Raw genomic sequence first — 13,023 nt, 5'->3', positions numbered from 1 at the left:
CGGCTGGCGCCACGACAGACGAAGCGTGTCATTCCCCGTTACGCAGAGCTGATTGATCGGCTGCGCAGTGAACATGGCAAGCGATTTACCGAAACGCCGGTACATACCCAAAGGTCCGTCGAGGGATCAGCATCGACGCGGCAAAGTATCGGCGCACGTGCGGCATTCCGGGCCGGCGCAGCGAACCCTTGATGGAGGCAGAGCATGACAAACGACACATCCGAAAACGCAGAGAGCGGCACAGGCTGGATCGACCAATCCGATGATGCGAATGTGATCGCTGCCCTCGTCGAGAAAATCAAGGCGCAGCAAGCGACGATCGCAGCCAGCAGCAAGACTCATCTGGACGGACGCATCGACCGGGGCCAGCACCAGAAGCAAACGCTCGGGGCCTTCGGCACGCTGCGTATCTTCGACACGATTCCTCCCGCATTGCAACAGGGACCCTTCGCGAAAGAGAACGCTCTTGCGCCATCACTTTCCTATCGGGTGGCTTGCCGTTTTTCGAACGGCCAGCCGTGTCCCTTTTCCGACAGTGCCGCCGACGTGCGCGGCGTCGCCCTCAAGTTCTTCACTCTGCAGGGCACTGAAACCGATCTGCTCATGACCAACGAGGGCGGCCGCTCGCACGCGAGGAACGCGGTGCAGTTCATGGATTTCGCCGATATCCTCGTCGCCCAGATCGCGAAGGGCGCCGTTGGTGCGCTGGAGCAAGCATCGATGGAGGTGTTCGGCGGCAAATTGGGACCCATCGAGACAGCCCGCATCGTCGCGATCCTGGCGAAGGAGACGAAGCTGCGCTCAGTGGGCAGTCTGGCGACCGAGCGGTTCTGGGGCTCGGTGGTCAAGCTGGGGACAGCCGCCATCAAGTACTCGCTTCAACCCGACGACGCCACCATGCAGGGCACAGACGGCGATCGCCACGGCGACAGCTATCTGCGCGAGGACTTATTGAACCGCTTGCAGAAAGGCCCGCTCAAGTGGCAACTCTGCGTGCAGCTCTTCACGGATGAAGAAAGCACGCCGGTACACGATGCATCGGTTGTGTGGGCGGGGACGCCGATTGCGATCGGCGAGCTGGAGATTTCGTCGTTGCCCTCCGCCGATGACGAAACGTGCATCAATCAGATGGCGTTCAACCCGGGCAATGGCTTTGAGCCGCTGGGCATCACGCACGCCCGCAAGGCCGTGTACGCGGCCAGCGCCGCAAACCGCAAGGACCGCGGGCTACTGTCGACCGACGAGGCGCGGAAACACCTTTGATCGGTGTGAGGCTGCACATAATTTATTGGAGCAAAGCACACGGTACACGGCCAATGAGCGGTGACCGTTTTCTGTCAGTGCGTAGGTGTATTGTGCCGTCGTATGCTCTCAATTTCGCCGCCGTCGGCGCTTATTGTCTGGAGAAGCGATGACCACTGGCACGCAAAAGCCTGACACCTCTATCTGCCGACTGGTGCAAGCCGGCCCACAGTTCGAGGGAAAGCAAGGGCTGACTTATTAGGGAATCGCGAAGACTAGCATGGCGGCGAAGTATCCCACCAAGTAGGTGAGCGGCGTGTCAAAGAGAAATTTGCCGCACATTTTCAGTCTGTTTATTACGGACGACCATTCCATGACGTTTTAAGCGCCAGTCTAAATATTATTAGTTTTTCGACGAGAGCTTCCGTGGAACTACCGATCATAGCTGAGTTGATTATCTTCTGGATCGATGTCTCCGCGAATCTGATGTTGATGGTTGCCATCGACCTGCGGCCGCACGCATGTCCGCTTTATTTTTAAAAGCGGTCGTCGCGCTAACACAGTGCGACCGTCAGTTGTGGGGCGACAGCGATTCACTCGTATCAAACCGTTAGATCCGGATTGTCGCTGTACCGTCTTTGCTAACCGCCCAGCCTCCTCCTCGCCTCGAACACCGGCCAAACAATTGTCCCCAGTAAGCTGTACAACGATGTGTAGGGATAAACCTGACGAGGGCAAGCCGAATCGCGTGCGACAACGTCCCGAACGGTGCGTTGCCAACACTGAAAATCTGTTGTCATCTCGAAGATTCAAATTCAATAGCTTCGGCGGATTTTCACTATATGACCAGCTTGAAGCACGCTTTCTGCGCTCCTATAACTTGATGATCGCAGGTGCTGGCCCGATACACAGGATCGCCTGTCCCGACAGAGACGATTTCGCTAAGCGGCCCGCTCGCGCCATGATCCACAATCCTGGAGAGAGCCGATGAGCGAAGCCAGAAGTGATGATGTTGGCTGCGAGGAACTGCGTATCGCGCTCGTGATGAATGGCGGTGTCAGCCTGGCCGTGTGGATGGGCGGCGTCACCAACGAGATCTTCGATCTCGTCAAGCAGAACCATCCGGTCTACCAAAGGCTGCTTTCGATGACCCGCAGCACGGCCCGCGTAGATGTGATCAGCGGAACGAGCGCGGGTGGCATTAACGGTGCAGCGCTCGCGCTGGCGCTTCTGTACAGCGGCGATTTCAGCGAATTGCGCAGTCTTTGGTTCAAGACTGGCGCATTAGCCAACCTCTTGCGTCCAGTAATGGGAAAGAATCCTGGATCCCTGCTCAAAGGCGACGAATATTTTTTGCCGGCGCTCACAGAGGCCTTTGAGAAGCTGGCGCGAGCTCCTGCTTTAACGTTTCCGGTTGCCGCGACGCCCATTGATCTGCGGCTCACGACGACGCTGCTCACCGGACGACGAGGCCATACCGTCGACGATCTGGGCGTCGAGATAAACGACGTAGACTATCGCGCTAATTTCCACTTCATCCATTCGGGCGTGCCCGACGGCGACACTGATTTTTCACCACGCCATGAAATCATTGCGCACCTCGCGCGCGCAGCCCGCTCGACGGCATCGTTTCCATTTGCATTCGAACCGTCGCTGCTGTCGCTGGACAGCAACCTCGACAAATACCTGGAGGATTCGGCGGGCGAACCGTTGAAGACACCGCGTTATGTCGTCGACGGTGGATTGCTCGACAACAAGCCGTTCAACGGTGCGCTGAAGGCCGTATTCGGCATGGAGCGTCGCGGCTGTGTACGGCGAGTGCTTGCCTACATCAATCCCGATCCTGGAGACGGGCCGCCGCCCGGTATGCGCGGTCGAAAGATGCCGCCGGTGGGCGTCGTGGTGGCCGAAAGCGTGCTCGGGATCCCGCAGTCGCAGTCGATATCGGATCAGCTCGCCGAGATCCGCGACCACAACGAGACGGTGCGCAAGCGCCGAGACAGCGTCGCCACGCTAACCCGCTGCCTAAAAAGCGTAGATTTTGCTGTGCTCCCGGCACAACTTTTCGAGGTGTATCGAGAACGGCGGCTCGCCGTTACCTTCGAGATTTTTGTGTACACGGCACTGCCCAAGATCGTTGCACGGTCGGAGGATCCCTCACTCGCGGGCGGTCTGCGCGCCATCGGGAAGCACGGCCGGGAGCAGCTTAAGGCGATCTTCATGGCTACCCCGTGGGACGACTGGATTCCTCTGCGATGGCCCGATAGTCCCGACGCCCCGGCCAATCGGCCGCAGACGTGGCAATGGGGTTTGTTTCCCGTCGAGTTCGCGGCCAAGATCATGCTCGACCTTTTGCGAAAGGCACAGGATCTAGCGGACTATGCTTCACCGCCGCTCGACCCGCCCGCGCCGCCGCAGCCGCATCAGCGTAAAGAACCGCGCGCAGCAACCTGGGGCGATCCGCCGCCGCGCGCGGATGCTGCGTGGGACGTTTTGGGTCGTGACTGGGATCAGGAGTCGTCGTCCGCGCTCGACGCGCCTCCTACGGCCATCGCTGAAGGGTTGCCATTGCTATGGGCGCAAGCCTATGAGCAGATCCGTCTGTTAACAGCCATGCGCCGAGACGAGCGATGCATCTGGGATAAGAACGGCGAGGTGTTGCTAAAAAAGCTCAGCGCGCGAGTGAGCGCTGCGAATTCCGATCCCGGTGCGGCGGCAACGGAGGCTGATTTTCTCGACATGTTCATGCTGCTTTCCGACAGCAGCCGTCGCCAAAACTGCGCGGCTCGCGCACACGCGGTGGCCGCCATCGTGAACGAGACCTCGAAGCTCGCGCTCGACATCGCCGAGAAAAGCCTCAATAGCGGGCGCCTGCGCCAGCCCGACATGCAGGAAGCCCGTGACCTGCGAGCACTCGCCCAGTTTCTGCATGTCGATTCTATGTGCAATCAGGATGCCGCACAGATAGTCATCTACAAGCTGCTTCAGCTTGAGGTCATCGAATTCTCGTTCAACGATCACGCGAGTCTCGACTCCGACACCGTCATCGAGCTCGCGCAGATCAGTGGCGATTCGGCGAGTCCGATCGGCAAGCGCTGCAAGGCGAAGGAAAAGCTGCTCGGCCTGCAATTGGCGCATTTCGGCGCATTCTACAAAGAATCGTGGCGCGCCAACGATTGGATCTTCGGTCGACTCGACGGAGCGGAACGGCTCGTGCGGATTTTGTTGAATCCGGAGCGCATCCATCGCTTCTACTTCAGGCGAAGAAAAGAGGCCGTTGCTCAGATCTGCGATATCGCGCTTGATTCGATCACGTCGGACATCTTGCAGGATCACGTTGCGGCGGAATGGCAAAAGGAAGACTACCTCGGCCAAATCCGCAAAGAGCTTTCCTTCCTGGACACGCTGGAAGCACGCCTGCCAGACACGTTGCCAGTCTGCGCCAAAGTCCTAACGATGCGGCTACACTACGGCATCCTGCGCATCGAGCTACCAGAGCTCATCGCCTCGATCAACGCCGATCAGGCCAACGGCGCGGACGCGTCTGGTCCAAGTGAGGCCCTGCTGCGAAATTTCGGGGGCGAGCAGGACGTCGCGACCATCAAATCGCGACCGTTTTCTCCAGAACAAGCGCGCCGATGCCTAGAAAGCGGGCTGATCGCCGATGAATGTCTCGAAGACGAAGCCGGCTCCGATCTTTTCACGCGCACGATCACGCATTCCGCCGCCACGTTGCAGAGCCTTCTGGCCAGCAAGGCAGCCAAGCTTGGGCCGGTCAGCACACTCTTCGCCACGCTCAAGGTGCCGATCCTCGGCTTCTACTTCGTTGCCCGCGGTCTGACTCGCCAGTCAAGGACGAGCGCTGCACTGAATGGCGGCATTCTGGCAGCGGGTCTTGCGCTGGTGTGTTTTGCCGTGTTTGTGAAGCCAAGTTCTGCACCCAATTCACTCGTGACGTTTGCATGGGCGATGCTAGCGTATGGCCTGCTGGCTTCTGTCGTCCGGTCTCCGCGTACCGTCGGAATGGTTGTCTGGGTACTTCTGCTTGCTGCAGCCATCGCGACAAAGGGACTAGTGCTCGGGGCGGTTGCGCTTGCGGTTGCGCTCCTGACGCTTAGTGTCGCCTTTGAACGGTTCCAGTGGATGCAATGGCTGATCGGGTTCATCGTGATCATCGTCGCGGGCGTTTGGGAAGGCGGAATGCTCGAGTCTAAGGATGCGACAGCGAACGAGCAGGCGACGGCTTCGATACATATCCTCGTTCTTGCCGTGATCGTCTGCATCGGTTTGTTGATCGCAATTTGGGAGACGTTCCCGATCTCGATCGAAGCGGAGCGAGCGGCGCGCGGACACTGGAAGGCGCTCACCGGCCGCCCAGGTCGCTCCGGTGGTGCTTCCGCGAGCCCCCCTGGCGACACCACGACCGATCCAGACGGATAGGAAACCGTGATGCAATAGAAGAGGAGACGATCGTGGTGCACAGACTGAAGGTTTCGCAGAGCTCCGCTGCATAGCACTCGTCGTCGTTACCTCCCATCGAAGTGACGGCTTGGGCAATGGGCAGAATTTGTTTCCGCGTGTTCTTTCCGCACTCTCGCACATAGTCGGCACGGGATCGTAGGGGTAAATGTTGCTGCGGTTTTCATAGGAGCAGTGGGTACTCGCTGAGACATCAGCAAAGACGCGTCTATCGCGCTGGTTGCCCGGGGCATGAACCTCGAGTTACTCGGTATTTCGAGCACAGTAAGGCTATGAATTGCATCGTATGGAAAGTCGGCCCATAACGATAACCTTTTTGATCGTGGTGGGCATCGGGCGGGAAGGGACATGTGTTCGCACCTTCCAGGACTCATTCGAACGTCGGCTTTACCATTAACAGCCGACTCTTGCGTTGCGGGTCGGCGACATGCAAATGGACAATGTTCGGTAACCGGCGCGTCATCGTGGGGCAAGCAGTACCGTATCCACTTTTGATTGCGCGGATCTGCCTCCAAAATCGTCGAAAGGATCACTAACTATTATTTTTTTTGCACTTTGAGGAATCGACGGACATGGATCAGTCCATTTCTGTGGAACCAGATAGCCACTTTGGACGCTACCTGGCTTCGGTGACTGAGCGAGATATCGACTTGCTGCTGTTGGAGGAATTCCATGTCAGCAACGATTTCGTCGCATGGTTCTGTTATCAGCTAAGCTTATACAACGTCACGGCAGCGGGGGCGTGGCACAGTCTCTCCGACACGGACGGTGAGAGTGACCTTGTCCTTCGCGTCTTACAAGAAGGGAGGCGAATCGGCATTCTTATCGAGAACAAAGTTAGCGCTCCCGCCCAGTACCGACAGGCGGAACGCTATCATCTGCGCGGGAGAAGGCTCGTAGAAGGGGGAAAACTTGACAGTTACAGAACTGTTATCTGTGCACCTGAGCGCTATCTCAACGCAGTTGGCCCGGAGACCGCGTACCAGCACCGTATTTCGTACGAGAAGATCGAAGCTTGGTTTAGGGAGCAACAAGGACAAGGGCGACGTGCGGTATGGCGGCACTACGTTATGCTGGCCGCAATAGATCAGGGACGACGCGGCTACACAATGGCAGTCAACGCCGCGATTACAGAATTTCACTTGGCATATTGGATATATCTTAAACAGCGGCATCCAAGTATTCAGATGGCACGTCCGAAGAATCGCGGCAGCAAATCGACTTGGATCATCTTGAAAGGAATCAACTTCCCAAGGGGCGTGAAGTTGCATCACAAGTTCGATCAACAGGTGATGGAACTCGGTTTCGAGAAGCACACGGTGGATGAGATCCTGGCCATGAAGTTCGACTGGCCAGATGACATTCATCCCGTGCAAAAGGGCGAAACAGCTTCGTTGGCGATTGACATACCGGCGATCGATATGACCCTCGACTTAGACACGCAGTTGACTGGCATTGAGAAGGCGCTGGAGTCTGCTTACAGACTCATGCAGTACGCTTCACTGTTTCGGCATCCGCTCTGAAAAAGCCGTTGATGCACTCAAATATTCTGCCGCAGCTATTGCTACTGCCGCCCGAACCGGACGCACCGAAGTGGTACTGCCCACCGTCCGCCTCGGGTCGGGAGCACACATTCGCTGTCAGCGAAACCTGACATTCGCGGCCAACGATGTGCGAACGGTAGAGAAGCGACCTGGAACTGCCTCAACGACTTCATCGCCTGAACGTCCGCAACGGCCGAACACCCACCCCTCAGGCAAGCCCCAACAATCAAACCGCAAGTCGAATCAAATCAGAGCGACACGATTTGCCGCAAAAGCTCCAAGGCTTTCATTTCGTCCAGGCGACCAGTGCGTGCTTTACCCGCGAGTGTTTTTATCAGCGCCTCCGCTATCGGCTCGATACCTTGCAGATTCTCCAAACTAGTGGCTGAAGCGAGATGACGCGGCTCTGCGATGGCCTGCTGTGCACTAGCTGGCGCAAACAGCTGACCCCCGGCGGAGAACGCGACGCCGTTATCCGCGGGCTGCCGAATCACAGGTTCAGATGCAGCCGGGAGCATTTGATCCGGTTGCTCCAAGCCCGCATTCGTCTCAGCGGCGACGCTCGTTAAAACGCGCACGTTATCCGAATCAGGAGCAACAGCGGCTTGAGCGCCCGCAATTTTCACCTTCGTACCCGCGCGCCTCTTCGCGGCTATTGCTGTCGGTTCGACCACGGAAGGCAACTCTTGCTGAGCGGCCGCATGGCGACGTGACGCAGGAACGAGTAAATCCGAAACCGGCTCGGGGATATCGCTTACCGAACGCGGAACGTCCAGCCAGCCGTGCGGCAAACCAAGGCGTTCCGTGAACCTGTTTGCTTCGGCATCGTCCATACGTTTCTGTCCATAGAAACGATTGGCCATGTTGGAGTCGCTAATTCCCATCACCTCGCCGAGCCGTACCTTCGATCCTTTGCGAGACGTAAGTACGTGCAGGTTGGTGCGACGAATATTTTCCAGGGTTGTGGCGTCATTCAACGCCAGAGATTGCTGAGCCCCCGACTTTGAGGACGCCTTGAACTTCGCAGGTGCCGATTTCGTCGGGATTGCCGTAGCAGGCTTCGCCACTGGAGTAGTTGTGTTCTTCGCGACGGCCCTCGGCGACCCGCCACTTGTTTTCTTAGGCATTTCTGGTTCCCTGGACAAACGATTGGTGGGGGTAGGGTGGTGGTCCCGCGCGACCGGAGCTGGCGTGAATACTTCCTCGTACACAGCTTCCGGCTCAACGTTCGCGTGAATGAAGTCCAGCGGCGACCTTAAGCGAGCAATGGTCTCGGGCGAAAGCACAGGATTGGGTTGATCGAAAAATCCATCGGGCAGACCCAGCGTTGTTTCGATATGAAAGGCTGTCTCGGGCGTGAATCTTTCGCCGTTTACCAATTCGGCCACGCGCGTCAGGTTGGAGTCGAGTCCTAGTGCGATGTTCTCCGCGCCCACCGCATCCACCAGCAACTTAAACGAACGCGTTTTGAAAATGGACGCCGTCTGGGCCGGTTCTCGAGTAGGTGGAGTTTTTACGTATGGCTTGTTCTGTCGATGGGATGTCGTTTTTGAAGGCTGGCGCGATTGACGCTGGCCCTTGTCTCGAGATCCCGAGTATCGCCCGTGTGCTTGACTCATAAAGTGGGGCTCCCCGCCGTGAAATCACTATCTGTCTTGGCATTATAGGCGAGGGGGTACCGACACCGGACTTGCCATCGGTCAATGAGCCATTCCGGCAACCCGGACACCCAACCGGCGTCCGATGATCCTCACCGCGACCGTTGCGCCTCGCATCGAACTGGTTCACGCTTATCCGTGACCGCACGATTCTCGTCGGCAATTCAGGCTATGTCATGCGCACATCCCATTCTCTTTTCGTGCTGATCGGCACCTTGCTCGCTGGGGCAGGGTATGGGGCGACGTTTTTTCTCTCGATGCGTTTCCGCGCTCTCGGCGGAAGTGATCTCGACACAGGGCTGGCGCTTGCAGACGCCACAGCCGGCACCCTCCTTGGCGTGCCGCTTGTCGGCTGGTTCGCGCAGCACATCGGCGCCGCGCGAACGACGGCGCTTGCCGCGTTGTGCATCGGACTGGGCGTGACGGGATTTGCGTTAATCGACCATGTGAGCCCGCTAACCGTTCTTCCGGGGTTTCTCGTGGGTCTCGGTTGGGGCGCGTTCTATCTTGCCGCGCCGATGTCGCTCGCGGAGCGAACCAGCGATGCGGACCGGGGCGTCTGGTTCATGCGCTTCGGCACGGTCCAGATGGCCGGCATCGGTGGCTGCCCGGCGCTGGCGGCGTTTGCCATTCGCACGTTGCACTGGCCGCTCACCAGCGTGCTCTACCTCGTCGGCGGCCTGTGCGCAATCGCGGCGCTGATGCTTGAAGTCTTCGGCCGGATTTCGCCGCATGCGCCGACGGCGCCGGTGCCGGTGCGAGATCGGTTGCTGCGTGAATTTGGCGCCATCTTCCGGACACGCGCGGTTTTCCCCATCGTCATGATCTCGCTGTGCGCCTGCGTTTTTTCCGGCCTGATGACCTTCCAGATGGCTCTGGTGCAAGGGACTCACGCGCAAGCCGGCACCTTTTTCAGTTTCTACGCGATCGCAGTCGTGTTGGCGCGCTGGTTGCTGGGGCGCTTTGTGATCAGACTTCATCGCGAGGGCATCACGAAAGTGTTGCTCATCTTCATGCTGCTCGGCGTAGCGGCGACGTTTGCGGTGCCGTATCACGGGTGGTTCCATCCGGCGAGCGCAGTGTTGCTCGGTACCGGTTACGGGCTGGTCTATCCGACTATCGAGGCTCAGGCCGTCAACGATTCCGCGACGATGCATCGCCCGGCCGCGCTGACCTGGTTTGTCGTGTCGTACTTCATCGGCACGTTCGGCTTCCCAGCGGTAGGCGGCTGGGTCCTCGTCCACATGGGACGAGGCATGCTGGTCGCGCTCATTGCCGCTTGCGGGGTCGCCGCTCTCATGCTTGCCATCGCGCGAGACAAGCGGAGTGGGGTCACACTTGAGGCATAGGTGCGGAACTCGCGACTTCAGCTTCGCTTGTCGCTGAGGCCAAGCAGACCGCGAATCGTCTTTTCCGTCTCTGCATAGTTCCCTTCGCCGAAATGGGAATAGACCAGCCGGCCGTGCTGATCGAAGAGATACAGCGCGGGCCAATACTGATTGCCGTACGCATTCCAGGTTGCATATTCGTTATCCTGAGCAATCGGATACTCGATGCCGAAACGCTTGACCGCGTTCTGCAGATTGTCGGTTTTGTGCTCGAAAGCATATTCGGGTGTATGCACGCCCACAACCACCAGCCCCTTGTCGTGATATCGCGCATACCAGTCCTTGACACTTGGAATCGTGTGCGCGCAGTTGATGCAATCGAACGTCCAGAAATCGACGAGCACCACCTTGCCACGCAACTGCTTCATATCGAGGGGCGGGCTATTGATCCAGCTGGTGATGCCCGTGAAATCGGGCGCGGGTGCGCCAGTCTGCAGTGAGCTTGCGTTCGACTGACCGGTTCCGCCTCCCGCATAAACGACGCCGGCCAGCAAAGCAGCACCGGCGAGCGCGGCAGTAACAGTGACAATCTTAAGACGATCAAACATGACGGTTTCTCCAATCGTTCATCAGTTGCGCTATTGGAGCGCGCCAACGTATCTCGCCTATGTCCGCCACCGGCCGATATGCAAGGTCGTGTGTCTGCATGGCGCTCGGATACATTGAGATACAAAGCCGATTGCTACGCTGCGCCGCGCCCCCAGGGCCGAGGTTTTGTATCACCGTGTGTCCAGGGCTGCGGCCGATACATGCCGTTGCGCAACTGCCCCCTTCCTGAAATCTTCCCGATACATGAGAGCGCTGAAATACGGCACATGGCCTGGCATGCCGGTTCGCGCCGGCGTTCGAGGCCGGTCCATCCAACCGTCTGCTCTCTGGAGACAGATCTCATGTTACTTATCGTCGTTGCATTTCTGGGGGGCGCGTTCACGATCCTGAGCCCCTGCATCCTGCCCGTCGTGCCGTTCGTGTTTGCACGCTCCGACGCTCCGTTTGCCACGGGTCGCCTGCCGATGCTGCTCGGCCTCGCGGGAACCTTTGCGCTTGTGACCGGGGTCGGCGCCGCGGGCCTCGCCGGCGCCGCGCAACTGAGCGAATATGGGCGCTGGATTTCGCTCGCGCTCTTCGCCGCGTTCGGTGCGACGCTGCTGTTTCCGGCGATCGCAGCAAAGCTGTCTCGTCCGTTGTCCGCGCTTGCCGACCGCATGATGTCGCGCTCGCAAGGTCATGGCGCGACGCGCCAGATCGGCTCCGCGGTGTTGCTCGGCGCGGCGACCGGCCTGTTGTGGGCGCCATGCGCGGGACCGGTCCTGGGCCTGATCCTCACTGGCGCAGCGCTGCATGGCGCGACCTGGCGGACCGGGGCTGCGCTTGCCGCCTATGCCGTCGGCGCCGCGTGCTCCTTGGCAGTGGTGTCCGGCCTGGGCAAGCGATCGCTGGATCTGCTCAAGCGTTCGTTCGGCGTCGGCGAAGGGCTGCGCCGCACCATGGGCGCGCTCGTCCTGCTCACGGTGGCGGCAATCGCAACGGGCCTGGACACCCGAGTCCTTGCGTATGTGCCGGGCGCCCCGACGAATGGCCTGGAGAGCAGCCTGGTCGCGCTGCTCTCATCGAGTGAACCGGTGCGCAAGGTACGGCAACCGGTGAGCACGGTGCAGCCTGGCCGCATCATCCGTGTCTCGATGCCAGCCGCGCTGCCAGCCGAGGGCAGCCTGCCTCCGCTCGATGGCGCGACGCAGTGGCTGAACACAGCACCGCTTTCCAGCGATGCGTTACGCGGCAAGGTGGTAGTGGTCAACTTCTGGACGTACTCCTGCATCAACTGCCTGCGCACCTTGCCGTATCTGAAGACATGGGCGGATCGCTACCGCAATGACGGCCTCGTCGTGATTGGCGTGCACACGCCGGAGTTCGGCTTCGAGCACGATACAGGCAACGTCAAGCGGGCGCTGACGGACCTGAACATCCACTACCCGGTTGCGATCGATAACAACTACGGGATCTGGCAGGCTTTCGGCAACCAGTACTGGCCGGCGTTCTACATCGTCGATGCGCAAGGACGCATCAGATACCACCACTTCGGCGAAGGCAGCTATGGCGAAGCGGAGCAGGCCATCCAGCAACTGCTGGCCGAAAACGGCCACGCGATGCGTGGCGGCGATGCGCAACAGCTCCAAGCGACAGGCACGCAAGCCGCTGCGGATCCGGCAGACATCGGCTCGGAGGAGACCTACGTGGGTTACCGGCAGGCGCAGGGTTTCTCATCGCCGCAGCGCGTGAGCGCGGATGTCACCGCGTCATACACGCTGCCCGCGCAATTGCCGGTCAACAACTGGGGGCTCGCGGGTCAGTGGAACATTGGCGCCGAATCCGCCGTGCCGAGCGCGGCGAACGCGCGGATCGCGTTTCGCTTCCACGCCCGCGACCTGCATCTGGTGTTGGGACCGACTGCGGACGGCAAGCCCGTGCGCTTCAGGGTCACGGTCGATGGCAAGCCGCCCGGCGACGGGCACGGTACGGACGTCGCCAGCGACGGGACCGGCACGGTGACGAGCGCGCGTCTGTATCAGCTCGTGCGTCAGCGTGGTCCGGTGGATGACCGGACGTTCGAAATCGAATTCCTCGATCCAGGCGTGCACGTGTTCAGCTTCACATTCGGCTGACCCGGGCGGTTCCAGCATCGTGGAGAACACCCCCGCGTTTTCGAAGACG

7 protein-coding genes are annotated in these 13,023 nt (G+C 59.5%); 5 read left to right on the top strand and 2 right to left on the bottom strand.

Annotated elements, in window-relative coordinates:
* Positions 1 to 204: 204 nt before the first annotated feature.
* The 3 genes from ACSOSP_RS19315 (at position 205) to ACSOSP_RS19305 (ending at position 7,244) form a co-directional block, all read left to right on the top strand.
* Entirely contained in the window at positions 205 to 1,263 is a 1,059-nt protein-coding gene (locus ACSOSP_RS19315; protein WP_455312481.1) for a catalase, read from the top strand.
* A gap of 1,023 nt (positions 1,264 to 2,286) precedes the next feature.
* Positions 2,287 to 5,682, top strand: coding sequence for a patatin-like protein (locus ACSOSP_RS19310; protein ID WP_455312480.1), 3,396 nt, complete (start codon positions 2,287 to 2,289; stop codon positions 5,680 to 5,682).
* 611 nt (positions 5,683 to 6,293) lie between these two features.
* Entirely contained in the window at positions 6,294 to 7,244 is a 951-nt protein-coding gene (locus ACSOSP_RS19305) for a hypothetical protein (protein ID WP_455312479.1), read from the top strand.
* 269 nt (positions 7,245 to 7,513) lie between these two features.
* On the opposite strand, the gene ACSOSP_RS19300 is transcribed toward ACSOSP_RS19305, so the two are convergent.
* Positions 7,514 to 8,884, bottom strand: coding sequence for a hypothetical protein (locus ACSOSP_RS19300; protein WP_455312478.1), 1,371 nt, complete (start codon positions 8,882 to 8,884; stop codon positions 7,514 to 7,516).
* Positions 8,885 to 9,099: 215 nt separating this feature from the next.
* Between ACSOSP_RS19300 and ACSOSP_RS19295 the strand changes: the two genes are divergently transcribed.
* Positions 9,100 to 10,272 carry an MFS transporter gene (locus ACSOSP_RS19295; protein WP_455312477.1) on the top strand — a complete coding sequence of 391 codons (1,173 nt, stop codon included), beginning with the start codon at positions 9,100 to 9,102 and terminating at the stop codon, positions 10,270 to 10,272.
* Positions 10,273 to 10,289: 17 nt separating this feature from the next.
* On the opposite strand, the gene ACSOSP_RS19290 is transcribed toward ACSOSP_RS19295, so the two are convergent.
* Positions 10,290 to 10,859: a thioredoxin family protein gene (locus ACSOSP_RS19290; protein ID WP_455312476.1), complete on the bottom strand. Its 570-nt coding sequence runs from the start codon at positions 10,857 to 10,859 to the stop codon at positions 10,290 to 10,292.
* 342 nt (positions 10,860 to 11,201) lie between these two features.
* Between ACSOSP_RS19290 and ACSOSP_RS19285 the strand changes: the two genes are divergently transcribed.
* The gene (locus ACSOSP_RS19285) at positions 11,202 to 12,974 is read left to right on the top strand and encodes a cytochrome c biogenesis protein DipZ (protein ID WP_455312475.1); all 1,773 of its coding nucleotides are present in this window, start codon (positions 11,202 to 11,204) and stop codon (positions 12,972 to 12,974) included.
* Positions 12,975 to 13,023: the final 49 nt, after the last annotated feature.

Source organism: Caballeronia sp. KNU42 (assembly GCF_053760385.1).
This window is presented reverse-complemented; position numbering and strand designations above follow the sequence as displayed.